Source organism: Paenibacillus sp. FSL R7-0652 (assembly GCF_038595045.1).
In the GTDB taxonomy this organism is placed as follows: Bacteria; Bacillota; Bacilli; order Paenibacillales; family Paenibacillaceae; genus Paenibacillus.
In genome coordinates, this window is the sequence record NZ_CP152001.1 from 140,001 (window position 1) to 165,479 (window position 25,479).

A 25,479-nucleotide genomic window follows, 5' to 3' on the forward strand; every position below is an offset into this window, starting at 1 on the left:
TCTGATAAGGGTGAGGCCGGTGGTTCGAGTCCACCAGGGCCCACCATTTCTTAATCTAATACGATATGGGGCCATAGCTCAGCTGGGAGAGCGCCTGCCTTGCAAGCAGGAGGTCAGCGGTTCGATCCCGCTTGGCTCCACCAACAAGATTTTACAAGCTTGTTCTTTGAAAACTAGATATCGAAACGAAACAAACGCGAATTAGAACATTCCTTTTTAGCTGAACTTGTGTTAAACAAGTTTTAATAAAAACGGTAGTTAAATGCAATTGCGATGGTATCGGATGGGAGTGACTTTTGGCTTTGCGTAAGCAAAACAAGGGAAGCGAGCGAACGAAACCGGAGCAATCTGGTTAAGCTGCTAAGAGCACACGGAGGATGCCTAGGCGCTAGGAGCCGATGAAGGACGTGGCGAACAACGATACTGCCTCGGGGAGCTGTAAGCAAGCTTTGATCCGGGGATGTCCGAATGGGGAAACCCAGCTGGGGTAATATCCAGTTACTCACAACTGAATACATAGGTTGTGCAGAGGCATACCAGGGGAACTGAAACATCTAAGTACCCTGAGGAAGAGAAAACAATAGTGATTCCGTCAGTAGCGGCGAGCGAACGCGGAGAAGCCCAAACCAGAGAGCTTGCTCTTTGGGGTTGTGGGACGTCTCACATGGAGTTACAAAGGAACCGGTTAAGCGAAGAGGTCTGGAAAGGCCCGCCAAAGAAGGTAAAAGCCCTGTAATTGAAAGTCTGTTCCCTCCGAGACGGATCCCGAGTAGTGCGGGGCACGTGAAACCCCGTATGAATCCGGCAGGACCATCTGCCAAGGCTAAATACTTCCTAGCGACCGATAGTGAAGCAGTACCGTGAGGGAAAGGTGAAAAGCACCCCGGAAGGGGAGTGAAATAGAACCTGAAACCGTGTGCTTACAAAAAGTCAGAGCCCTATGTTGCGAACTTGTTCGTCAACAGGGTGATGGCGTGCCTTTTGTAGAATGAACCGGCGAGTTACGTTCCCGTGCAAGGTTAAGGTGAAGAGCCGGAGCCGCAGCGAAAGCGAGTCTGAATAGGGCGACATAGTACGTGGACGTAGACCCGAAACCGGGTGATCTACCCCTGTCCAGGGTGAAGGTGCGGTAACACGCACTGGAGGCCCGAACCCACGCATGTTGAAAAATGCGGGGATGAGGTGGGGGTAGCGGAGAAATTCCAATCGAACTCGGAGATAGCTGGTTCTCCCCGAAATAGCTTTAGGGCTAGCCTCGGAAAACAGAGTCGTGGAGGTAGAGCACTGATTGGGTGCGGGGCCCGCAAGGGTTACCAAGCTCAGTCAAACTCCGAATGCCATAGACTTACTTCCGGGAGTCAGACAGTGAGTGCTAAGATCCATTGTCAAAAGGGAAACAGCCCAGACCATCAGCTAAGGTCCCCAAGTGTGTGTTAAGTGGGAAAGGATGTGGAGTTGCACAGACAACCAGGATGTTGGCTTAGAAGCAGCCATCATTGAAAGAGTGCGTAATAGCTCACTGGTCGAGTGACTCTGCGCCGAAAATGTAACGGGGCTAAACACACCACCGAAGCTATGGCTTGATGCTTTGCATCAGGGGTAGGGGAGCGTTGTATGTACGTTGAAGGTGTACCGTAAGGAGCGCTGGAGAGCATACAAGTGAGAATGCCGGTATGAGTAACGAAAAGATCAGTGAGAATCTGATCCGCCGAAAGCCTAAGGGTTCCTGAGGAAGGCTCGTCCGCTCAGGGTAAGTCGGGACCTAAGGCGAGGCCGAAAGGCGTAGTCGAAGGACAACAGGTCGAAATTCCTGTACCACCGTAAATCGTTACGAGCGATGGGGGGACGCAGTAGGGTAGTGACGCAGGCTGATGGATGCCTGTCCAAGCAGTGAGGCTGATGTGTAGGCAAATCCGCACATCGTAAGGCTGAGCTGTGATGGGGAGTGAAAATTACAGTAGCGAAGGTCATGATCTCACACTGCCAAGAAAAGCCTCTAGCCAGATGAAGGTGCCCGTACCGCAAACCGACACAGGTAGGCGAGAAGAGAATTCTAAGGCGCGCGGAAGAACTCTCGTTAAGGAACTCGGCAAAATGACCCCGTAACTTCGGGAGAAGGGGTGCCCCGGTAGTGTGAATAGCACGAGGGGGCCGCAGTGAAAAGGCCCAAGCGACTGTTTAGCAAAAACACAGGTCTGTGCGAAGCCGTAAGGCGAAGTATACGGGCTGACGCCTGCCCGGTGCTGGAAGGTTAAGGGGAGTGGTTAGGAGCAATCCGAAGCTGTGAACCGAAGCCCCAGTAAACGGCGGCCGTAACTATAACGGTCCTAAGGTAGCGAAATTCCTTGTCAGGTAAATTCTGACCCGCACGAATGGCGTAACGACTTGGGCGCTGTCTCAACGAGAGATCCGGTGAAATTTTAATACCTGTGAAGATGCAGGTTACCCGCGACAAGACGGAAAGACCCCATGGAGCTTTACTGCAGCTTGATATTGAATTTGGGTACGATCTGTACAGGATAGGTGGGAGCCTTTGAAGCATGAGCGCCAGCTTGTGTGGAGGCACCGTTGGGATACCACCCTGATCGTATCTAGGTTCTAACCTGGTGCCCTTAGCGGGTACGGGGACAGTGTCAGGTGGGCAGTTTGACTGGGGCGGTCGCCTCCTAAAGAGTAACGGAGGCGCCCAAAGGTTCCCTCAGAATGGTTGGAAATCATTCGAAGAGTGCAAAGGCATAAGGGAGCTTGACTGCGAGACCTACAAGTCGAGCAGGGACGAAAGTCGGGCTTAGTGATCCGGTGGTACCGCATGGAAGGGCCATCGCTCAACGGATAAAAGCTACCCTGGGGATAACAGGCTTATCTCCCCCAAGAGTCCACATCGACGGGGAGGTTTGGCACCTCGATGTCGGCTCATCGCATCCTGGGGCTGAAGTAGGTCCCAAGGGTTGGGCTGTTCGCCCATTAAAGCGGTACGCGAGCTGGGTTCAGAACGTCGTGAGACAGTTCGGTCCCTATCTGTCGTGGGCGTAGGAAATTTGAGAGGAGCTGTCCTTAGTACGAGAGGACCGGGATGGACGTACCGCTGGTGTACCAGTTGTTCCGCCAGGAGCACCGCTGGGTAGCTATGTACGGACGGGATAAGCGCTGAAAGCATCTAAGCGTGAAGCCCCCCTCAAGATGAGATTTCCCAGTATGTAAGACCCCTTGAAGACGACGAGGTAGATAGGCTGGGGGTGGAAGTGCAGCAATGCATGGAGCTGACCAGTACTAATCGGTCGAGGGCTTATCCAATAGCAGGTTTTAAGCCGCGTAAGTTTCGTTTCGAATCTAGTTTTCAAGGAGCAATCCTTGAACAACGTTGAGATTGTCTTTGGAGAGATACCCAAGTGGCTATAAGGGGACCCTCTGCTAAGGGGTTAGGCTGAGTAATCGGTGCGAGGGTTCGAATCCCTCTCTCTCCGCCATCTTTACCTAAGGATGGACAAGCAATCAAAACATGCATAATATGGCGGTGTAGCTCAGCTGGCTAGAGCGTACGGTTCATACCCGTAAGGTCGGGGGTTCGATCCCCTCCGCCGCTACCATATTACCCAGGAGGCTTAGCTCAGCTGGGAGAGCATCTGCCTTACAAGCAGAGGGTCGGGGGTTCGATCCCCTCAGCCTCCACCATATACGCCGGTGTAGCTCAACTGGTAGAGCAACTGACTTGTAATCAGTAGGTTGGGGGTTCAAGTCCTCTCGCCGGCACCATTAATGCTTGGAACCGTGGTGTAGTTGGCCTAACATGCCTGCCTGTCACGCAGGAGATCGCGGGTTCGAATCCCGTCGGTTCCGCCATTAATTTTACAATCAAATAAGGCTCGGTAGCTCAGTCGGTAGAGCAGAGGACTGAAAATCCTCGTGTCGGCGGTTCGATTCCGTCCCGAGCCACCTTTAATCCTGGAGGATTAGCGAAGTGGCCAAACGCATCAGACTGTAAATCTGCTCCCGTACGGGTTCGGTGGTTCGAATCCATCATCCTCCACCAGTTTTACGAGTCATTAGCTCAGTTGGTAGAGCACCTGACTTTTAATCAGGGTGTCGAAGGTTCGAATCCTTCATGACTCATCTTAATTAGAGAGTGATTGATCATTAATTTGATCGGTCACTCTCTTTTTGTCTATTTAGACTAAAGTATGTCAGACTGACGGATACAGAGCGGCGCACATCAAGATATGATAAAATAATGATAAAAAAACACGCAGAGTGGTGACATTCCATACATGAAGCTCATACCCGATCTAAAACAGCAAATTGAAGGCGTTATAGGCACCACATTGGATGAATATGAAATTACGATGTACGAGTGGATGCAGTCTATTGAAAATTTGAGCGGCTTAGACGAAAACAAGCGGAGCTTTATTCGAAGCAAACCTGGAGAACGAGAACTTGATTTCGCAGCAAAATCATATATATCCTCAGATTTAAATATGGTTAGTTTACACCATGGTGAACGTATCTTTTTTAAAGTTGGTATAAACGAGCAGGAGAATACCGTTGTATGCTGGGGCTGTAACGCTGCCTCTCTAACAATAGAGACACGACGCCTGATTGAGCTACTGATTATCAGTAATGAGCGGCTGTCCCCTATCAATGTTATAAACCAACATAGTGACACAGACAAGCGGTTATCATCACTGGGTGTATGGCTTCAGGAGCAGATTAAAGCTTATCGAACTGGCAGTCACAAGCCACTGCCCGATCCATATACTGCTTTTTCTGATTTTCAGGAAGAGAAAATTATTTTCCTGCTGCAGGGGGAAACTCCTGATTCTCAGCGTGTAGACTCGAAAGTGTTGAACAAGCTGTTAGAAAGTTATTTTGGCGAAGAAATTACATTAATTCCCCTTGGGGAGCAGGAATGGATTTTCATGGGCAATGAAGAAATTGTTACTGGGGAAGCGGATGATGACACCGCAGAGGCCAGAAAAGATTCGCTCCATGCATTTTGTTTGGGGTTGTACGAGCTGGTGGCGAGTGAGTTTGCAGGTGTGTTTCATCTATCTGCTTCGCTACCGTGTATTCCCAAAGAGGTTTTGGTACAGACAGCTTCTCTTCTGCAGGAGAGTATGCAGCTTGGTCGCTCCTTTCATGTTACGCAGCATATTCATCTTCCTTGGAATCTGCAGCTGGAGCAGTTGGTAGCAAGTATATCAGAGCAGCAGCGGATACGCTTTATTCAGGAAACCGGCAAGGGTACACTTATTTTTAATGATAGCGAGACAATCGCCACACTGGAGACATTCTTTGGTTTGGACTGTAACGTTAGCGAGACAGCTAAGCGCTTATTTATCCATCGCAATACACTCGTGTACCGTTTGGATAAGATTAAACAGGAGATTGGTTATGATGTCAGACACTTCAAAAGTGCGATGATTGTGCAGCTTTTACTGCTGATGTACAAAGTGACGAAAAAGAGCTGATATTTTTGTGCAGTTTGCGAATAGTCAGATAACCAAGCGATAGGGTATTATAAAACTACAAATTGTATTCGATTACAAAATGATCTCTGAGGAGGCAACAATCATGGCAGGAGTACGTTTAGAGCATATTTTCAAAAAATACCCGGGTTCTGATAAAGCAACTGTAGTTGACATTAACCTGGACATTAAAGACAAAGAGTTTCTGGTACTGGTAGGTCCGTCCGGTTGTGGTAAATCAACAACACTGCGTATGATCGCAGGCCTTGAGGAAATTTCTGAAGGTAAACTCTATATCGGTGACCGTGTCGTGAATGATGTTGCACCTAAAGACCGTGATATCGCGATGGTATTCCAATCCTACGCCTTGTATCCGCATATGAGCGTATATCAAAACATGGCATTTGGTTTGAAATTGCGTAAGGTCAAAAAAGACGAGATCGACAAACGTGTACGTGAAGCAGCTAAGATCCTCGATATCGAGCACTTGCTTGAGCGTAAACCTAAAGCATTGTCCGGTGGTCAACGTCAGCGTGTCGCTTTGGGACGTGCGATTGTCCGTGACCCACAAGTCTTCTTGATGGATGAGCCGCTTTCCAACTTGGATGCTAAACTCCGTGGACAGATGCGTGCGGAAATCACTAAGCTTGCTAAACGTTTGGAAACAACCGTTATTTACGTAACGCATGACCAGATCGAAGCAATGACGATGGGTGATCGGATTGTCGTTATGAAGGATGGTATCATCCAACAAGCAGCTTCTCCTGAAGAGCTGTACAATCACCCGGCGAACCTGTTCGTAGCTGGTTTCATCGGTTCCCCGACAATGAACTTCATCTCGGGTAAACTGGCTGAGCAAGGATCAAGCCTGCACTTTGTAGCTCCTGGTGTGGACGTTGAGATTCCACAAGGTAAAGCACAAGTGTTGAAATCCAAAGGATATGCTGCTAAAGAAGTGATCATGGGCGTTCGTCCAGAAGACATTCACGAAGAGCCGGTATTCCTGGAAGCTTCCCCGAACTCTGTATTCTCTACTCACGTAGATGTAACAGAGAACCTGGGTCACGAAATGCTCCTCTACTTGAGCGGTGTAGGTAATGACACTACAATCGCACGTGTAGACGGACGTTCCAATACTCGTGATGGTTCTACAGTTAAAATGGCCATCGACATGAACAAAGTTCATATCTTTGACAAAGAGACTGAAGTAAACGTACTTCTTCAAGACTAATTTTACTGAAGATTCTCGGAAACGACGAAATCTGGAAGTAACGCAATTATATAATGTAAATCGAGCCCCTTCCGTTTATGCTGGAAGGGGCTTTTTTATAAAGAGCTTGAAGAGCAGGAATACGGGACTTCGGCGATTGCAATCGATCCAAAATTCATTTAAGATTATTTGAAGGTCTGTCCTATAAATGCCGCACGCTGGTGTATACAAGAGTGCCATTTCAAGGACAAAATGACTTGTCTGTGAATCATGTTGTGAATGCGCTAATAATGGAAAGAAATGATACACGAATTGAGGTACATAGAGGCACAGCGAATGCTGAAAGGAAGAGACAAATGGCGAAAAAAGTGAAAGTATCCGAATTGGTACAGCAGTTTCAGATGGAAGTTGTTTCGGGTTCTCAGGGATTAAAAAGATATATTACGGTAGATGACCTTAACCGTCCTGGTCTGGAGATGGCAGGTTACTTTGAATATCATCCCAAAGAGCGGGTACAACTGCTGGGAAGAACAGAGCTGGCCTTTTTTGCCATGCTGCCTGAACATGAGCGTCGTGAACGTATGCAGCGTCTGTGTACCGAGGAGACACCTTGTATTGTCGTTACACGCGGATTGGAAGTTCCACAGGAACTGATAGATATCAGTGAAGAACAGAATCTGGCCGTACTTCGGAGCAACATGGCTACGACCATTCTTTCGAGCCGGATCACTGGTTTTCTCGAAGGTAAGCTGGCACCTACCGCGACGATTCACGGTGTACTGTGTGATGTATATGGTGTAGGTATGCTGATCACAGGCAGCAGTGGTATTGGTAAGAGTGAAACGGCTCTTGAACTTGTAAAACGGGGTCACCGTTTGATTGCCGATGATGCGGTGGAGATCCGCCAAACGTCGGACTTTCAGCTGCACGGTACCGCACCAGAGTTGATCCGTCACCTGCTGGAGATCAGGGGTGTAGGTATTATCAATGTAATGACGTTGTTTGGTGCAGGGGCTGTACGAAACAACAAACGGATCACATTAGTTGTGCGCCTGGAAGCATGGCAGCAGGATAAACAGTATGACCGTCTGGGATTGGATGAAGAGACAACACGTATTATTGATACCGATGTACCACTGGTTACGATTCCCGTTCGACCGGGACGAAATCTGGCTGTAATCATTGAAGTAGCGGGTATGAATTACCGCCTGAAACAGATGGGACTTAACGCCGCACTCCAGTTCACAAACAAGCTGACAGCAACCATTTCAGAAGATATGGAAGATATGGATTAAGAAAGATGGAGTGAAGTACTTCACATGATCAGCTGCAATAGAAAGATAGAACATATCAAGCTGCAATGTCATTAGGAAGCATGACACATGGCAGTCTGAACTCTTTCAAACAGGAAGATGGGGTCAGGCTGCACAAGGTCATGCTTAAAGATGTGAATTGATAGGAGTGTGAATGAATGGATACATTATTACTGTTGAACCCGATTGCGTTTTCTATAGGCGCATTAAAGGTTCACTGGTATGGACTTATCTTGGGTACTGCGGCACTTTTGGGTCTGCTGCTGCTTATTCGGGAGGGCAAGCGATATAACATTCCCCAAGAAGTATTCATGGATATGGTTTTGTGGGGTGTGCCGTCTGCCATTATTTCCGCCCGCATCTACTTCGTGGCATTTAAATGGGAGGATTATAAAGATAACTTCTGGGATGTATTTAAAATATGGAACGGTGGTATTGCAATCTACGGTGCCCTCATTGGTGCCGTTATATGTGGATTCATTTTCTTCCGTCACAAAGGATATAACTTCTGGCGTATGGCGGATATCTGTGCACCTGGGCTGCTTGTTGGACAGATGATCGGACGTTGGGGAAACTATGTCAATCAGGAGGCATATGGCGGTCCTGTTGAAGAGTCCTTTTTAAGAGACAAGCTTCACCTGCCGGACTTTATTGTCAATCAAATGAATGTGGAGGGTGTATTCCGTCATCCGGCCTTCTTGTATGAGTCGGTATGGTGTTTTGTCGGATTAATTCTGCTGTTTGTGCTTCGCCGTCAGAAGTTTATGCGTTCAGGCGAGCTGTTCATGTCCTATTTCATTTGGTATTCGGTCGGCCGGTTCTTTATTGAAGCACTGCGTACGGACAGTCTCGCATTCCAAGCTCCGGACTGGATCGCTTCATTTGTGAACGGACTGTGGTCCCCAATGACTGCATTGGGGTTCGAGCAAGGATATCTGGACCCGGCATATGGTAACGTCAGAATCTCGCAGCTACTGTCTCTGGGCATTATTGCTGCCGCTGTTGTGTTTATTGTGGTAAGAAGAGTGACGGGGAAAGCAAATGCCCGTTACAGTGATCCGATTGTTTCGTCGAAAGTTCCTGCTGATGATTTAGAGCACACAGGTAAGGCGGCTGGCGTAGGGGAAAAGGGAACAGCAACCTCAAGCCCTGCTGAAGATGATTCAAAGCAAGTTGAAGATAAAAAGGAGTAATGCAGTGTGATTAACACGGTACTGTTTGATCTGGATGGAACAATTATTGATACCAATGAGCTGATTATCAACTCATTCCTGCATGTTATGGAAGGCTGGAATCATGCTTCCCCATGGACAAGGGAACAGATCATTCCGCATATGGGAGGCACATTGGAGCAGCAAATGCGAACCTTTTCAGGTCAGGAAGAGGTGTCAGAATACGTTAAAGGATATCGTGCCTATAATGATATTCACCATGAAGCGATGGTTCGACCTTTTCCCCATGTAATCGAGGTTGTAGAGGCTCTGGATCAGGCAGGCATCACAATGGGTGTGGTAACTACCAAGATTCGCCCTTCCACATTAAAAGTGCTGGAGCGCTTTGATCTGCTTAAATATATGAAGTCCATTGTCACAGTGACGGATGTAACCCATCCCAAACCGCATGCGGAACCCGTTCAAAAAGCGATGGCAGAATTGGGTTCCAACCCCGCCCACACCCTGATGGTGGGTGATAGCCCTGTTGATATTCAATCGGCACAAAATGCGGGTGCACTCTCGGCCGGTGTGGCTTGGTCACTTAAAGGAGAGCAGGTACTGAGCGGATATAAACCGGATTACATTTTGCATGATATGAGAGATTTGCTGGACATGGTTCTTACAGGAACGGGCCGTTCATGAGAAAAGTAACCCGCTATCCGGTAGAAAGTCAGAATGCACTTTGGCATATCTACAAAACCGTGAGCCCGTGGAAGGGCGTGCGTAATTTTATCTGGATTCAGCTGTCGCGGTACTGCCCAGTGCTGCCCCTTAAGAACTGGATATATCGGCGAATGCTCGGTATGAAGGTGGGGGACCATACGGCTTTTGGTCTGATGGTGATGGTGGATGTATTTTTCCCGGAGAAAATAACGATTGGTGAAAACTCAGTCATTGGTTACAATACCACGATTCTGGCTCACGAGTATCTCATTAAGGAGTACAGACTCGGTGAAGTCATTATCGGAGATAATGTACTGATCGGGGCCAATACAACCATCCTTCCAGGGATAACGATCGGAGACGGAGCGGTAGTTGCTGCCGGGGCTGTCGTGCATAAGAACGTGGCTCCAGGCGCTTTTGTTGGAGGTAATCCTTTGCGTGATTTATCACGTCCGGCAGACTTGCCGGAAGAAATGGTGTTCAAAACGGATGAACCTTCGCAGCGAAAGGTTCATTAAGTTTGGAGATCGTCAAACCATATTAACCATAGACAATGCTGCATAAAAAGATACATGATGCAAAGGATGAAGGGAAGAGCTGCTGAGGGCAGCTTTTTTCGTATACAAAACTTCACATATAACCAATGAACCAGGAGCATATTTAAAGAACATCGGGCTGGACGAGCTTGGGCTGGATGATCATGTGTGAAAGGTAGTTTTGTTGACGATCGAGCGGCATTCATGTTATCATATCCCATATCCTTTAGTTTGTTAGCACTTTACCATACGAAAGTATATGGTTAGTGATTAACAAGTAATAGTGAAGACCGGACTAATGTATAAAATGTGTGAACGTTAAGGCCTTTGTTAAGTTAAAAGATGCATGAGGCTTTACGGTGAATCAGGGTAACTAACATAGAATGGGGATTTGTCATACATAAATCCTGTGGAGATAGAGCGATATAAATGATGACGAACACAATCTGCGGTTAAAAAGATTATTCGTTCATCGAGGTGTAGGTACAAGTATCTTTAGATCAATGTATGTAATAATTCTAATCCATCATTCAAATCCATGACTCGGGGTGAATCATACCAATGTCCAAACCAAAAGGCTTTGAAAAACCAACCGGCTTCCGTGATTATACACCACATGTAGTATCCAAACTGCGAATGATTGAACGAAATGTACTGGAATGCATGGAACGCTGGGGATACCGCCAGATTATAACACCAACAATTGAATACTACGACACAGTAGGGGTAGCCAGTTCGACATCGGACCGCAAACTGTTTAAATTGCTGAACAGCCGGGGAACGACACTGGTACTGCGATCTGATCTGACTGCTCCGATAGCGCGGGTGGTATCATCGATGCTCAAGGATGAGGCACTTCCGCTGCGTTTATCCTATCATGCGAATGTTTTTCGCTCCATAGAAGAGGAAGCCGGACGTGAGGCTGAGTTTTTCCAGACAGGTGTGGAGCTTGTAGGGGACGATTCCCCGGAGGCCGACGCGGAAGTGGTCGCACTTGCAATTGCTTCACTACAGGCAGCGGGTGTATCTTCTTTCAAGATAGCAATGGGACACATGGGCTTTCTGAACGGATTGCTGGAGGAAGTAATTCCAGGTCAGACGGCTGAGCAGGAGCAGTTGAAGGAAGGGCTGCTGGGACGAGATTATGTCGGGTATCGCCAATCCATCGAAGCATTACATCTGGAGTCAAAGCAAAAACAACAGCTTGAAGCAATACTGCGTCTGCGCGGCGGGAAAGAAATCTGCACCCATGCAGGCGAGCTCAGCTCAAGTGTTGAAGCGGCCGAGTCCATTGCACATTTGTGCGCCGTATTTGAGGTGCTGGAGGCGTATGGGGTCTCGGAACATGTGCTGATCGATCTGACGATGATCGGGGATTTCTCCTATTATACAGGCATGACATTTGAAGGGTACGCAGCAGAGCTGGGATCTCCGGTATGCAGCGGTGGGCGATATGACAATCTACTGCAGCAGTTCGGGCGTGCTCTTCCGGCTACCGGCTTTGCGTTGAAAACGAATCGTATTATTGATGGTGTTCACGGCATTAGTATTGAGGAAAAGAAGCCGGTTCGTATCGAATACAGCCCGGAGCGGCGAGCGGAAGCCTTAGCCGAAGCAGCAAGACTGCGCAGTTTGGGTCAGAATGTAGTCACATCTCTTCTTGATGATAAAAGGCCAAAAGCAGTGGCAAGTGGGACAGATGCGAAACAGGCTGAACAGGTCATTATCTATGGATCAAAACAAGGAGGACAATAAGATGTCGGATATTCTCAAGGTGGCTATGCCCAAAGGCCGTATCTATAAAAAGGCCTCCAAGCTGTTTCGTGAAGCAGGACTTGATATTCCTGAGGATGTAGATGATACCCGTAAACTGGTTATCGAAGTACCTGAAGCCGGGATGGAGTTCATTATGGCCAAACCTGTCGATGTACCAACGTATGTGGAGTACGGTGTTGCCGATATTGGCATTGTCGGGAAAGACGTGCTGCTTGAGGAAGATCGGGATGTGTATGAGCTTTTAAATCTGGGGATTGCGCAGTGCCGTATGTCTGTGATTGGGCTTCCGGACTGGAAGGCGGGTATCCAGCAGCGGGTTGCTACGAAATATCCGAACATCGCTTCCCAGTACTTCCGTGAGCAGGGACAGCAGGTTGAGGTTATTAAATTGAATGGTTCCATCGAGCTTGCTCCCCTGATCGGTCTGGCTGACCGAATCGTCGATCTGGTCGAGACAGGACAGACGCTGCGTGAGAATGGGCTTGTGGAGATGACGGAGATTCTGAATATTACCAGCCGTCTCATTGCAAATCGCGTCAGTTATCGCATGAAAAATGCCCGAATTCAGTCCCTGTGTGATGCACTTCAAATGGTGATTCCGAGCGGTAATGAAGTTTCTACGGGAAGTGCGAGAAGATAATGAGCAGATAAGTAAAGAATGATGCGCACAAGTCAGGTAAACAAGGATAGCAGATAGGAATAGAGTCAACAGCACATAGATATGTGAACGGTACTATTTATATAGGAAATAGATAACGTAAGGAGGTTGTACGAATGAAGATTGTACCAGCACGGCAATTTGATCTGAAGCGGGAAGTAGAGTACGGTACGCCGGAGCAAAATGAAGCGGTACGGCGCATTGTCGCAGACATTCGCCGTGAAGGGGATGCAGCGCTGCTGCGTTATACAGAGCAGCTGGATCGCACACAGCTGACGGCTGCGGGACTGCGCGTGCCGCAGGAGGAGCTCCAGGCGGCGTATGAAGCCGTGGAGCCATCGTTTGTGACGGCGATTCGCCAAGCCGCCGGCAATATTCGTGCGTTTCATGAGAAGCAGAAACGCAATTCGTGGATGGACTGGCAGCCGGACGGCAGTCTGCTCGGCCAGATTATTCGGCCGCTGAAACGAGTCGGCGTGTATGTCCCTGGAGGGAAAGCAGCGTATCCATCGTCGGTGCTGATGAATGTCATTCCGGCACAGGTTGCAGGCGTGCCGGAGATTGTGCTTGTCACACCGCCGGCGACGAACGGTGGAGAAGGCATTGACCCGTACATTCTCGTGGCTGCCGCGGAAGCAGGTGTGAACGAGATGTACCGGGTAGGCGGCGCGCAGGCGATCGCCGCTCTTGCTTACGGCACGGAGAGTATTGCCCCGGTCGACAAGATCTGTGGACCGGGTAACATCTACGTGGCGCTCGCGAAGCGCGAGGTGTATGGGGCCGTCGATATTGACAGTATCGCTGGGCCTAGTGAGATTGTGGTGCTCGCCGATGATACGGCGAACCCTGTTTATGTCGCTGCGGACCTGCTGTCGCAGGCGGAGCATGACGAGATGGCATCGGCCATTCTCGTCACGAATTCGGCCGTGCTGGCGGAAGCTGTGCAGGCCGAGGTGCAGCGGCAGCTGGAAGTGCTGCCGCGGCGCGATATTGCTGCTGCTTCCGTGGAGCAGCATGGGGCGATTATCGTCGTCGATTCGATCGATGAGGGAATCGATGTTGTGAACCGGCTTGCACCCGAGCATCTGGAGATTATGGTGCAGGAGCCGATGGCTTACGCCGGCCGAATCGAGAATGCCGGTGCAATCTTTCTCGGGCCGTACAGCTCCGAACCGGTGGGCGATTACTTTGCCGGACCGAATCATATTATTCCGACCAATGGAACTGCCCGGTTCAGTTCACCGGTAGACGTGGATGATTTTATCAAAAAATCGAGTCTGATTTATTATAGTAAAGAGGCACTGCTGCAGAACGGTGCAGCTATCATCGAATTAGCCCGACATGAGGGGCTTGAAGGACATGCTCGCGCAATTGCTGTACGCTTACAACAGGAAGGAAAGGCGGAATCGGACAATGGATAATCAGAATAAGAGTGCAGAAAACGGAGTGCAGCTTCAAAATCAAGGGACAGTGCGTCAGGCAGAGGTAGATCGCAAAACAAACGAGACGAATATCCAGCTGTCATTCAACGTAGATGGCACGGGACAATCCAATATTGAGACGGATGTACCGTTTCTGAATCATATGCTCGATCTGTTCACAAAGCATGGACAATTCGATCTTAACGTACAGGCTCGGGGAGATATCGATATTGATGATCACCATACGGTTGAAGACATTGGCATCTGTCTGGGACAGACGCTGTATCAGGCGCTGGGCGATAAACGCGGAATTAAACGTTATGCCAGTGTGTTTGTACCGATGGACGAAGCGCTTGCTCAGGTTATCATTGATGTGAGCAACCGTCCGCACTTTGAATACCGGGCCGAGTACCCGTCGCAGCAGGTAGGCAGCTTTTCTACAGAGCTGGTGCATGAATTTCTTTGGAAACTGGCGCTCGAAGCGCGGATTACGCTGCATGTCATTGTGCACTACGGTCAGAACACACATCACATGATTGAAGCGGTCTTCAAGGCTCTCGGACGTGCGCTGGATGAAGCGACGATGATCGATCCACGAGTAACCGGCGTGCCTTCCACGAAGGGAGTGCTGTAGACAATGGCGATTGCAATTGTCGATTACGGTATGGGGAACCTGCACAGCGTCGGCAAAGCGGTCGAACGTCTTGGCTATGAAACGCTGGTCACAGGTGAGCGGGAAGCTATTCTTGCCGCTGATGGCGTTATTTTGCCGGGGGTAGGTGCCTTTGGTGATGCAATGGTGCATTTGCGAGAAACAGGTCTGGATGGCGTCGTAAAAGAAGCGGCTGCCGGACTGAAACCGCTGCTTGGCATCTGTCTGGGCATGCAGCTGCTGTTCAGTACGGGTGAGGAACACGGCGAGCATGAGGGACTGGACATTTTGCCGGGAAAAGTAGTGCGCTTCGCACCAAGTGAACTGAAGGTTCCTCATATGGGATGGAACCGTTTGGAATTTTTACATCCTGAAAATCCGCTCTTCGCGGGTTTGGATGCCGGGCATGTTTATTTTGTACACTCGTATCATGCAATTACCGAGAACAAGGACGATCTGCTGGCCGTTACGGATTACGGACATCCGGTTACTGCGATCGTAGGCCGAGGATCAAACTTCGGTATGCAGTTCCACCCTGAGAAGAGCGGTGAACTTGGCATGAAACTGCTCAGCAATTTCCTGTCTTTGACGGGGGCATCGGGAACAGCCTAATTTATAATTGTCTATCTAAACAAGATTTGTATTATCTTATGATCGAATTTCATTAGAATTGAATCCTGTTTTTAAATGTATTCAACTTGAAGTTACATGAAAGTTTAATCGAAATTCAATCGAATCTACACTTAGGAGGCCTTGTATGTCATCTTTTATCTTATACCCGGCAATCGATATCCGGGACGGCAAATGTGTAAGATTGGTGCAGGGAGATTATAATCAGGAAACCGTATATAACGATGACCCGGTTCAGGTTGCCCTTAACTGGGAGAAGCAGGGTGGTACATATGTTCATCTGGTGGATCTGGATGGAGCAAAGGCGGGACACCCGGTTAATGACGAGCTGATTGGACGTATTGCATCTGCTGTGAATGTACCTGTGCAGGTTGGCGGCGGACTTCGTACAATTACTGACGTTGAACGTTTGCTGGGGCTAGGCGTAAGCCGATTGATTATCGGGACAGCTGCTATTGAGGATCGTGCTTTTACAGAAGAAGTATTAGGACGTTACGGAGATAAAGTGGCCATTGGTATTGATGCGCGTAATGGTTATGTTGCCACTCGTGGATGGCTTGAAACTTCCGAGGTACAGGCTGAAGTGCTGGCGAAGGAACTCGCTGCGTATGGAGCGGAAACATTTATCTTTACGGACATTTCCCGTGACGGTATGATGCAGGGGCCTAATGTTGAGGCGATTGTGTCCCTTGCCAAAGCAAGCGGACGGACAGTTATTGCTTCTGGCGGTGTCAGTGTGATGGATGATTTGCTTCGTTTGAGTCAACATGCATCTGATGGTGTTGGCGGAGCCATTGTAGGCAAAGCCCTGTATACAGGCAGTATTGATCTGGCTGAAGCAGTGCGTTTGGTGAACAAGTAACGGATAATCGGGTAGAGAGGAAGAGGGAGCATGCTGGCAAAAAGAATCATTCCCTGTCTGGACGTGAAGGACGGCCGGGTCGTTAAAGGCGTGAACTTTGTCAATCTCCGCGATGCGGGTGATCCGGTAGAGCTGGCGGCACTGTATGACCGCGAGGGAGCGGACGAACTTGTATTTCTCGATATCTCCGCATCGGTGGAGGGCCGTGAAACGATGGAGGAAGTTGTAAGACAGACGGCAGGTGAGATCGCGATTCCTTTTACGGTAGGAGGCGGGATCTCCAAAGTAGAGGACATGAAGCGTATTTTGCGTGCAGGTGCGGATAAAATTGCAGTAAATACTGCGGCGGTCCTTAATCCTCAGATCATTGCGGATGGTGCACGCCGTTTTGGCTCGCAATGTATCGTCGTTGCCATTGATGCCAAGTATAACGAAGCTTGGGGCGAGTGGGAAGTCTATACCCATGGCGGACGGAAACCATCCGGCATTAAAGCTTTGGAGTGGGTTAAACAAGCCGAGGAGCTGGGTGCGGGAGAAATTCTGTTAACCAGCATGGACGCAGATGGTACGAAGGACGGTTTTGATTTGAAGCTGACCGCTGCTGTTTCGGAATCGGTACGTATTCCAGTCATTGCGTCAGGTGGTGCAGGCAAGGAGTCTCACTTCTATGATGTTTTCACAACAGGCAAAGCGGACGCAGGTCTGGCCGCAACCATCTTTCACTACAAAGAAATTGGCGTACCGGCATTAAAACAACAATTAAGAGAACAAGGAGTGGAAATCCGTGACTAAAGTAAGTGATGAGATCAAGGAACAGCTCTCCTTGGAGCAGGTTGTGGAACACATCCGTTGGGATGAAGGATTGGTTCCTGCCATTGTGCAGGATGTGGATACCCGCAGAGTATTAATGATGGCTTATATGAATCGTGAATCGCTGAAGCTGTCGCTGGAGTCTGGAGAAACCTGGTTCTGGTCGCGTTCGCGCCAAGAGCTATGGAATAAAGGAGCAACCTCTGGCAATGTCCAGAAGATCGTTTCCTTGAAATATGACTGTGACGGCGATACGCTGCTGGTTGAGGTTAAACCGAAGGGACCGGCCTGCCATACAGGTGCATTAACTTGTTTCCATAATGAAATTATCGGTTTACCAGAAAGTGAGTCAGACCAAGATAACAAAGAAGAAGCGGGGAGCTCGGCAAACTCCAACAAGGCCTCTTCAACTGCTGCTGAGCGACGCTTTGAGGTATTGGCAGAACTGGAATCTGTCATTGCTGAGCGTGAGCGCGAACGTCCGGAAGGTGCATATACCACGTATCTGTTTGATAAAGGTGTCGATAAAATCCTGAAAAAGATCGGTGAGGAAGCTTCCGAAACGATTATTGCTGCCAAAAACAAAGATAATGACGAGCTTCGTCTCGAGGTCAGTGACCTGATGTATCACCTGCTCGTGCTGCTGCAGGAGCGCAAGCTGCCTCTGGATGACATCATGTCTGAGCTGAGCCGCCGACACGAACGGCCGCGCCGCGACTAGGAGGCGAATCTTTAATGCGCATAGACTACCATACTCATCATGAACGCTGCGGACATGCGGTGGGCAAGCTGGAAGAATACGTGCAGCGCGGAATCGCTATCGGTCTGTCCCAGATTGGATTGTCTGATCATATGCCGCTCCTGCATGTGGATCCGGCTGAATACTATCCCGAGATGGCTATGCCTATGGATGAGCTGCCGCGATATGTTGAGGAGTGTTTCTCTCTGAAGGAACGATACCGTGGGCAGATTGATGTCCGTGTTGGTCTTGAAGGTGATTATATCGAAGGCTTTGAATCAGAGATTCGTTCGATCATTGAACGTTATCCATGGGATTATGTCATTGGCTCCGTTCATTTTCTGGGTGAATGGGATATTACCGATTTCCGTCAGACTCACCATTGGGAAGGCAAAGATATCCTTGAGGTATACCGACAATATTATGATGCTGTGAGCAAATCGGCTGCTTCTGGTCTGTATGATATTATAGGACATTCGGATGTCATCAAAAGGTTTGGTTATGTACCGCCGCTTGAGCAGACCGAGGAACGCATTGCACTGGAGGATGCGGCTCTGCAAGCTGTGGCCAAAAGCGGCTGTGCTATGGAACTGAATGCCTCAGGCTTGTCCAAGCCATGTGCGGAGATGTTCCCAAGCCGGAGAATGCTGACCGAAGCAATTCGATTGGGTGTTCCTCTTACGATGGGATCGGATGCACATGACCCAATGAAGCTGGGCGATAATCTGCCTGAAGCGGAGAAACTTTTACATGAACTTGGATGTGAGCAAGTTGCTGTTTTTGAAAGCCGCCAGCGTTCGTTCATTCCTTTAAATGCAGCCAACAGTGGAGTATAATAGGGGAAAATGAACCTTTTATACAGGTTGGATTCTTCAACTTAACTATAAGGGAATATGATAGGGGATACCCCTCGGGAGGGCATTATGCAGCATTCGTTACGTATTTTTTCCGGTTCATCTAACCCTAAGCTTGCAGAGCAGGTATGCGACAAGCTGGGCGTACAACTGGGCAAGATTAAACTGTCCCGGTTCAAGAGCGGAGAAATATACGTCCATTACGAAGAAACGATCCGCAATTGTGATGTGTTTCTAATACAGTCGTTGTCTCATCCCATTAATGAGCTGTTTGTTGAGCTGCTTGTCATGATTGATGCGGCAAAAAGAGCATCGGCACGCACGGTGAACATTATTGTCCCGTATTACGGGTATGCTCGTCAGGAGCGGAAATCTGCTCCGCGTGAGCCAATCTCGGCCAAGATGGTGGCAGATGTATTAACGACAGCTGGAGCAAGCCGGGTGGTTACGATTGATCTGCATGCTGCAGCTATCCAGGGCTTCTTTAACATTCCGGTAGATCATATGACATCACTAGACTTGATCAGTGAATACCTGCTCAGCAAAGGAATCCAAAATCCAGTCGTGGTTTCTCCTGATGCAGGACGAGCATCGATGGCGGAGAAGCTGGCGAACCGTCTGGATTCACCTTTTGCAATCATGATTAAAAAACGCCCAAGTCATAATGAATCCATCATTACGCATGTGATCGGTGATGTTGAGGGGCGAACACCGATTATTATCGAGGATCTGATTGATACCGGGTCAACCATTGTGAATGTAGTTGAAGGTCTGAAAGAGCGAGGTGCAGAGAACGCGTATGTTTGCGCAACTCACGGCTTGTTCTCGGATGGGGCGGTCAGCAAACTGAATCATCCATCGATTACTGAGGTTGTGGTGACAGATTCGATTGCACTGCCAGAGGATCACCCGGAATGTTTTAAAGTACTGCCTGTTGCACCAATGCTGTCACGAGCCATACGCATCATAGTCGACGGCGGCTCTATGGCTACACTGTTTAAGGATTCAGGTATCTAATTCCATCAAATATACCCGGGTATTCTACGGCCCGATCCTGTCTCAAATACCGTGTCTGAGTTCATCCTGCTCAGCACGGTATTTTTGTTTTGACCCCTTAAAAATCCACGAATCCAATTCCGTGCTTTGCTGTTCGAGAGCTTGTGATATAATAACATAAAACCAAGAAATGATAGCGTTTTATATACATGGATCTGGAAATGAATTGTTACGGATAATAAACAGTAGAACCACGGCTGATGGACATTGGCATCGTGGAGTGAGGAGTGGGGTCTATTGTCGCGCACCTGGTATTATCGGCTGCTCTTTTCGTACTTCCCTATATTTTTCTTTACAATGACCATACTCATTTTTATTGCTTTTGTTTTTATTAATGATATCTCCAGGGAAGAAACCCGGAAGGCTGATCGGATATCTTCCAGTTATCTTGCCACTACGCTGGATCATACAATACGTGACATTGAACTGGCTGTGACAGAAAAAGTACAGTACGAGCCGGCGTACAGGCTGTATTTTAACAATAACAATCCGAATAATTCGGACACGGTTTATACTATTGCACAAAATTTGCGTGAGATGATTAACTCTTCTTCCTGGATTCAGTCCATATATCTCTATGACAAGCAGAACGAGCGTGTTATAACGGTAAGCGGCTCCAGAGAAGTGGAGAGTTTTGGAGATAAGGCATGGATTGATCGGATTCTAAGTGGTTCTACAGGTCAGGGCTGGCAGCCTGTTCGGGAGATTGAATGGGATGATGTGCAGAGGACACCTGTGCAGGTGTTGACGGTAAATAAAGAAATGCCACTGCCTTTTGGCTCAGAGGGTGTATTGGTCATCAATATCAAGATGAGCAGTATCAAGCAGAGTGTGGACAGCATGGTCAATGGGAAACTCTCTTTCCTGACGATAACCGATCAGGAGGGCAGGGTCATCTATGATGCCCATTCGGATCGGGAGAGTGCTGCCGAAGGTACCAAGTTAAATGAATTAACTTTGGAGAGATTTGGTTGGACTCTGAGCAGTGGGATCAAAGCTGGGAATCTGTTTGGCTGGGTATCTGTCGTTTCGTATGTGTGGGTGTTCATTGCGGTCTTGACCGTGATTTGCGCAATCATCTATATCGTGTATGTGACCCGGCGTAACTACAAGCCGATCCAGATCATTATGAACCGGATTGAATCTCAACAAATTCGCGCATTTGAGCAATCCGGTGCACGTATGGATGAGATGAAGATGATCGATGGCGTGCTTGAAAACCTGATTAATCATATGATGGATTATGATAAAAAGAGCCGGGAAAACGTGCTGATGCAGCGAAGTAAACTATTTAGCGCGCTGCTGCATGGTGAGCACGTAGACAATGCTGCTGGGCAGCTGTATGAGGTGTCCCCATTTGATGGGGCTCATGAAGCTTCTCGTTTTATCGTGGTTGTCGGGGATATTAACCGTTATGAAAAAGGATTTCAGGAGAAATTCACCAGAGGTGAGCAAAATACACTGAAATTCGCTCTGATGAATGTATTACAGGAGCTGTCCCGGGATACGGAGGTACAGTGCTGGACGGAGTGGATCAGTGCTGATCGTATTGCTATTCTGTTCTTTTCAAAAGAAGATGGGCAGCAGGGCCAGGACTTGTCCAAGCAAATTCGGCTTGTCGCTGAGGAATGTAAATCCTGGGTAGAGCAGAATCTCCGAATTTCCCTCAGCTTTGGTATTGGACCTGTTGCTGAAGGGATTGGAGCAATTCATCAATCGTTTACCGCGGCTGAAGCGGTGATGCAGCGTAAATTGCTGATGAACGGTGATGTGGGTGAAGCAGAGGCAAGCGAGATGCAGCATCCTCTGCTGGAGACCTACACCTATTTGCAGATGATTGCGGACTTTGTTAAGCGTTTCAGGATGTCGAGCGGACAGTGGAGAGAGCAGCTGGAGGATATCTTCAAAGAATTCGAGCGAAACAAACTGCCGGATGATGAAATTCGATCCCTGATTCAAGCCATGCTCCAGATGCTCAGCCGGGAAGTTTCCATGATGTCGGAAGGATTGCAAAAAGAACTGTCAGAGGAAAACATCAATAATTGGCTGCATGCCATGGAAGAAGCAGAGTCTTTAGAAGATGTGAAGGTGCTGTTGTTTGACAGTCTGACGGATCTCTTCCGCACATACGTGGCGGTTACTGAAACGAAGAGCTACAAAGCAATGGTTAATGAAATGAAAAATTATATTGAGGAGCAGTTCATGAACCCGGATCTGTCGCTAAAACATCTGAGTGACCGTTTTCAAATTTCCGGTAAACATGCCAGTTATCTGTTCAAGACTGAATTCAACATGAAGTTTGTTGACTTTGTGACTGAACTGAGGATGAAAGAAACGGAGAAGCTTCTCCTCAATACAGATCATTCCTTGCAGGATATAGCACTGAAGGTGGGCTATGCGAATGGCATCACATTAGGACGGGTATTCAAACGGGTGACAGGCATTACACCCGGAGACTATCGCCGGATGAAAAGAGATCAAAAAGCAGCAGAGGAGTAATTGATCTGTGCTGCGCTGCGGTAAAATGAAATAGACGTATGTCATTAATTCGAACATGATGAATCCAAGTTTCAAAAAAAGCAGGGTGAATTGAAACGTGAATCTCCATAAGCAGGAGAGATATCATACGTTTTGATTTACCCTGTTTGTTTTATTTTAGCTCCGCAAAAATGAAAGCGCTTGAAAAATTGCGAAACAAACACATAACTTTCATGGTTATGTCAGGAGATGTGTCATAAGGATTGCCTTTTGATGGATACGAATTTAGGCAGTGTGGGAAAATGGTTTGTCGCCATCTGTTCGGAATAAGGGTATATAGTGCCAGTAAAGCCTGATGCCATGCGGTTTTCTGGAATTTCAGCAGTCTGCGAAAATAGGCCATCATGCAAACCATAACACGTTTAGCGCTCTACCCGAATTTAGTTTGTTGTCAGGCTGCACATTAGTATGGAATACTCAGGGCAAGCTTTAAAACATTCACGTAAAGCCAAAGGGGATGAACAGAATGACAAGAAAAGGGAGTCTAAAGAAGTTAATGGGTTTGGCACTTACAGCAGTAATGGGTGTCTCACTACTTGCGGGGTGCGGATCTTCAGAGAACAAATCAGCAGAAGGCGGAGCAGCTGGTGATGGAAAACGCGTCACATTAAAGGTGGAGCTTTTCGACCGTGGTAAAACACCTTCTCAGTACACGATCTCCAACAACTTTATCTCTCAAATGATTCAAAAGAACTTTGGTGACCCGAACAACATTGACGTACAATTCGTACCTGTTCAACGTTCTGAGGAAGTAACCAAGCTGAACGTTCTTATGGCTAGTGCTTCGGACGTTCCGGATATTGTCTTCGTTTATGACTCCAGCGTGTTCTACCGCTATGCACAGCAGGGCGGCTTGACAGATGTAGGTGATCTGATTAATCAGTATGGACCGAATCTGAAAAAGTTTTTGGGCGAAGATACATTAAAGTTCGGTCAAGTGGAAGGACAGCAGTTTGCTATTCCGGGTAAACGTGCGATTACCGCTCGTTACAGTTCCTTCATTCGTCAAGATTGGTTGGATAAACTGGGAATGCCAGCACCTAAAACAACAGATGAGTTGTATGCGACACTGAAAGCATTCAAAGAAAAAGATCCTGGCCAAATGGGAAGCCAAAACATCCCTATGGGTATGGGACTGGCTCCAGCTTCTTATGAGCCGTTGATTTATTCTTTCATTAAGCCAATTGCTGGAGACAAGACATATGCTCAACGCTATGAGCTGCCTCTGCATGAAGGATTCAAAGAGTCCATGCAATTCCTGAACAAGCTGTACAACGAAGGTCTGATCAGCAAGGATTTCAGCTTGGATAAAGATAAAACCCAGTTAAATAAAGACATTGCAAATGGAAATGTTGGTTTCTTCTCTGAAGATGTTGACTCCATTTTCTGGCCGGATGGATCTTATGAATTGTTGAAAAAGAACAAACCGGACAGCAACTTGGCTCCACTGGATGCATACACCAATGCTAATGCGGATGGAAAACACATCAAATCCCGTTATGGATCAAATGGGATGTACATCATGATTCCGAAGAGCAGTGAACGTGCAGCAGAAGCGATTAAATATCTGGATTGGATGGCATCTGACAAAAACCTCACTGACATCTACGATGGTGTAGAAGGCGAGAACTATGATCTGGTAGATGGTATTCCAGTAGCTAAAGCAGACGCTACTCAAGAAGCAAAAGATCGTCTGTTCAATGCAGGGGATACAGCGATTATTTCCAATGGTAAAAACCTTGGTGATCAAGCAATGAACGAAAAAGCATGGATCATGGGATTCCCGCCAGCGAACCAGGAAATTTTGAAAAAAGCTCTTGAAGTCGCAAATACAGATATGGTTGGACCAATTGTCTTCAGCAAGCCGATTCAAGCAGAGATGAAGTACAGCACAGCACTGACAGACAAATTGGACGTTATTATCGTAAAAACAGCAATGGCAAAACCTGAAGAATTTGATGCCGTATACGAAAAAGAAATGGCTGACTACATGTCCTTGGGCGGATCAGAGCTGAAGAAAGAACTGGAAGCTGCTGAACAATAAGCAGAAATGAAATGTCTGTAAATTGAAGTGTTTCGAGGAGGCTTGTGCCGCCGCTCAGGCGGCGGCATAACGTTTCTTCGTTTGTGAGGAGGAGAGAGAGACATGACCACATACTTGAAGAGATACTGGCAGCTGTATGCGTTAATTTCATTGCCTCTGATTTACTTTATCATTTTCCGTTATGGACCGATGTATGGTGTGCAGATCGCGTTTAAAGACTTCAACTTGTTTCAAGGGATTAACGGTAGTGAGTGGATCGGTTTCGATGCTTTTCGCGAGGTATTCGCAATGCCGGATTTCTACACTACATTACGCAATACGTTTATGCTGAATTTTCTTGATCTGATCGTTTCATTCCCTGCTCCAATTATTCTGGCTATTATGCTCTATGAGGTAAGGTTCAAATGGTTTAAGAAAATTTCACAAACTATTCTGTACATTCCTCACTTTATCTCCTGGGTTATCATCGGGGGGATTGTATACCAACTATTTGGAAATCAATCCGGTATGGTCAACGGTATACTGGAGAGCATGGGCCTGAATTCAATTCCATTTTTGACTGAAAAGAACCCTTGGCTTGTTACCTACCTGTTCACAGGTGTGTGGCAAAGTGCTGGGTGGGGAACCATTCTTTATCTGGCTGCATTAACGGGTGTGAACAAGGAATTGTTCGAAGCAGCAGAGATTGATGGTGCAACGCGGCTGAAGAGAATTTGGCATATTACACTGCCAAGTATTAAACCAACCATTGTAACACTGCTTATTCTTAACCTTGGAAATATGGTCAGCATCGGTTTTGACCGGCCTTTCGTTATTGGTAATACGGCTGTTCGCGAATATTCCGATGTACTTAGTACCTTCGTATATAGAATGGGTATACAATCCGGACAGTATACACTTGCAACGGTTGTAGGCTTATTCCAGGCGGTTGTTGGATTGATCTTTGTCCTCGGTTCCAACTATATCTCGAAGAAAACGACAGGAGAAGGTATCCTTTAACCTCAAAAGAGCAATAAGATGTAAGTCCTTCGGCTTGTTGTA

Annotated in this window: 19 protein-coding genes, 10 tRNA genes and 1 rRNA gene (1 of these 30 cut by a window edge); all 30 read left to right on the forward strand. The window is 47.7% G+C overall.

Features of this window, described 5'->3' with window-relative positions:
- Positions 1-46: transfer RNA gene (locus tag MKY97_RS00655), tRNA-Ile, on the forward strand (it extends 31 nt beyond the left edge of the window).
- A 21-nt stretch (positions 47-67) separates the two neighbouring features.
- A tRNA-Ala gene (locus tag MKY97_RS00660) sits at positions 68-143 on the forward strand.
- Positions 144-350: 207 nt separating this feature from the next.
- Positions 351-3,294: ribosomal RNA gene (locus MKY97_RS00665) — 23S ribosomal RNA — on the forward strand.
- 81 nt (positions 3,295-3,375) lie between these two features.
- Positions 3,376-3,467: transfer RNA gene (locus tag MKY97_RS00670), tRNA-Ser, on the forward strand.
- 43 nt (positions 3,468-3,510) lie between these two features.
- Positions 3,511-3,587: transfer RNA gene (locus MKY97_RS00675), tRNA-Met, on the forward strand.
- Positions 3,588-3,596: 9 nt separating this feature from the next.
- A tRNA-Val gene (locus tag MKY97_RS00680) sits at positions 3,597-3,672 on the forward strand.
- A 5-nt stretch (positions 3,673-3,677) separates the two neighbouring features.
- A tRNA-Thr gene (locus tag MKY97_RS00685) sits at positions 3,678-3,753 on the forward strand.
- A 9-nt stretch (positions 3,754-3,762) separates the two neighbouring features.
- Positions 3,763-3,840 (forward strand) — tRNA-Asp (locus MKY97_RS00690).
- A gap of 20 nt (positions 3,841-3,860) precedes the next feature.
- Positions 3,861-3,933: transfer RNA gene (locus tag MKY97_RS00695), tRNA-Phe, on the forward strand.
- 11 nt (positions 3,934-3,944) lie between these two features.
- Positions 3,945-4,030: transfer RNA gene (locus MKY97_RS00700), tRNA-Tyr, on the forward strand.
- A 7-nt stretch (positions 4,031-4,037) separates the two neighbouring features.
- Positions 4,038-4,110 (forward strand) — tRNA-Lys (locus tag MKY97_RS00705).
- A gap of 155 nt (positions 4,111-4,265) precedes the next feature.
- The gene (locus tag MKY97_RS00710; RefSeq protein ID WP_342553670.1) at positions 4,266-5,465 is read left to right on the forward strand and encodes a helix-turn-helix domain-containing protein; all 1,200 of its coding nucleotides are present in this window, start codon (positions 4,266-4,268) and stop codon (positions 5,463-5,465) included.
- Between the two features lie 103 nt (positions 5,466-5,568).
- Positions 5,569-6,693 carry a sn-glycerol-3-phosphate ABC transporter ATP-binding protein UgpC gene (gene ugpC / locus MKY97_RS00715; protein WP_110898810.1) on the forward strand — a complete coding sequence of 375 codons (1,125 nt, stop codon included), beginning with the start codon at positions 5,569-5,571 and terminating at the stop codon, positions 6,691-6,693.
- Positions 6,694-7,028: 335 nt separating this feature from the next.
- Positions 7,029-7,967: an HPr(Ser) kinase/phosphatase gene (hprK, locus tag MKY97_RS00720; RefSeq protein ID WP_342553671.1), complete on the forward strand. Its 939-nt coding sequence runs from the start codon at positions 7,029-7,031 to the stop codon at positions 7,965-7,967.
- 176 nt (positions 7,968-8,143) lie between these two features.
- Positions 8,144-9,178 (forward strand): prolipoprotein diacylglyceryl transferase, encoded by a 1,035-nt coding sequence (gene lgt / locus MKY97_RS00725; protein WP_342553672.1) that lies wholly within the window; start codon positions 8,144-8,146, stop codon positions 9,176-9,178.
- A 6-nt stretch (positions 9,179-9,184) separates the two neighbouring features.
- A complete protein-coding gene (ppaX, locus tag MKY97_RS00730; protein WP_342553673.1) occupies positions 9,185-9,841 on the forward strand; it encodes a pyrophosphatase PpaX in 657 nt (218 codons plus the stop codon).
- Positions 9,838-10,380, forward strand: a complete 543-nt coding sequence (locus MKY97_RS00735; RefSeq protein ID WP_342553674.1) for a DapH/DapD/GlmU-related protein — start codon at positions 9,838-9,840, stop codon at positions 10,378-10,380. Before ppaX ends, MKY97_RS00735 begins: the two co-directional genes overlap by 4 nt.
- 579 nt (positions 10,381-10,959) lie before the next feature.
- The gene (locus MKY97_RS00740) at positions 10,960-12,153 is read left to right on the forward strand and encodes an ATP phosphoribosyltransferase regulatory subunit (RefSeq protein WP_342553675.1); all 1,194 of its coding nucleotides are present in this window, start codon (positions 10,960-10,962) and stop codon (positions 12,151-12,153) included.
- A gap of 1 nt (position 12,154) precedes the next feature.
- Positions 12,155-12,814: an ATP phosphoribosyltransferase gene (gene hisG / locus MKY97_RS00745; RefSeq protein WP_342553676.1), complete on the forward strand. Its 660-nt coding sequence runs from the start codon at positions 12,155-12,157 to the stop codon at positions 12,812-12,814.
- A 134-nt stretch (positions 12,815-12,948) separates the two neighbouring features.
- Positions 12,949-14,253 (forward strand): histidinol dehydrogenase, encoded by a 1,305-nt coding sequence (hisD, locus tag MKY97_RS00750; RefSeq protein WP_342553677.1) that lies wholly within the window; start codon positions 12,949-12,951, stop codon positions 14,251-14,253.
- Positions 14,246-14,887 (forward strand): imidazoleglycerol-phosphate dehydratase HisB, encoded by a 642-nt coding sequence (gene hisB / locus MKY97_RS00755; protein WP_342553678.1) that lies wholly within the window; start codon positions 14,246-14,248, stop codon positions 14,885-14,887. The genes hisD and hisB overlap by 8 nt, the downstream gene beginning before the upstream one ends.
- Before the next feature lie 3 nt (positions 14,888-14,890).
- A complete protein-coding gene (gene hisH / locus MKY97_RS00760; RefSeq protein ID WP_342553679.1) occupies positions 14,891-15,517 on the forward strand; it encodes an imidazole glycerol phosphate synthase subunit HisH in 627 nt (208 codons plus the stop codon).
- A gap of 145 nt (positions 15,518-15,662) precedes the next feature.
- Positions 15,663-16,397, forward strand: coding sequence for a 1-(5-phosphoribosyl)-5-[(5-phosphoribosylamino)methylideneamino]imidazole-4-carboxamide isomerase (gene hisA, locus MKY97_RS00765; RefSeq protein ID WP_342553680.1), 735 nt, complete (start codon positions 15,663-15,665; stop codon positions 16,395-16,397).
- 30 nt (positions 16,398-16,427) lie between these two features.
- Complete coding sequence (gene hisF / locus MKY97_RS00770; RefSeq protein WP_342553681.1) at positions 16,428-17,189, forward strand: imidazole glycerol phosphate synthase subunit HisF; 762 nt, start codon at positions 16,428-16,430, stop codon at positions 17,187-17,189.
- The gene (hisIE, locus tag MKY97_RS00775; protein ID WP_342553682.1) at positions 17,182-17,928 is read left to right on the forward strand and encodes a bifunctional phosphoribosyl-AMP cyclohydrolase/phosphoribosyl-ATP diphosphatase HisIE; all 747 of its coding nucleotides are present in this window, start codon (positions 17,182-17,184) and stop codon (positions 17,926-17,928) included. The genes hisF and hisIE overlap by 8 nt, the downstream gene beginning before the upstream one ends.
- Positions 17,929-17,942: 14 nt before the next feature.
- A complete protein-coding gene (hisJ, locus tag MKY97_RS00780) occupies positions 17,943-18,782 on the forward strand; it encodes a histidinol-phosphatase HisJ (protein ID WP_342553683.1) in 840 nt (279 codons plus the stop codon).
- A gap of 87 nt (positions 18,783-18,869) precedes the next feature.
- Positions 18,870-19,817, forward strand: coding sequence for a ribose-phosphate pyrophosphokinase (locus MKY97_RS00785; protein WP_342553684.1), 948 nt, complete (start codon positions 18,870-18,872; stop codon positions 19,815-19,817).
- Between the two features lie 276 nt (positions 19,818-20,093).
- On the forward strand, positions 20,094-22,355 hold the full coding sequence (locus tag MKY97_RS00790; protein ID WP_342553685.1) for a helix-turn-helix domain-containing protein: 2,262 nt from the start codon (positions 20,094-20,096) through the stop codon (positions 22,353-22,355).
- A 505-nt stretch (positions 22,356-22,860) separates the two neighbouring features.
- Entirely contained in the window at positions 22,861-24,438 is a 1,578-nt protein-coding gene (locus MKY97_RS00795) for an extracellular solute-binding protein (protein WP_342553686.1), read from the forward strand.
- Between the two features lie 102 nt (positions 24,439-24,540).
- Entirely contained in the window at positions 24,541-25,437 is an 897-nt protein-coding gene (locus tag MKY97_RS00800) for an ABC transporter permease subunit (RefSeq protein ID WP_145335912.1), read from the forward strand.
- The last annotated feature ends 42 nt before the right edge of the window (positions 25,438-25,479 follow it).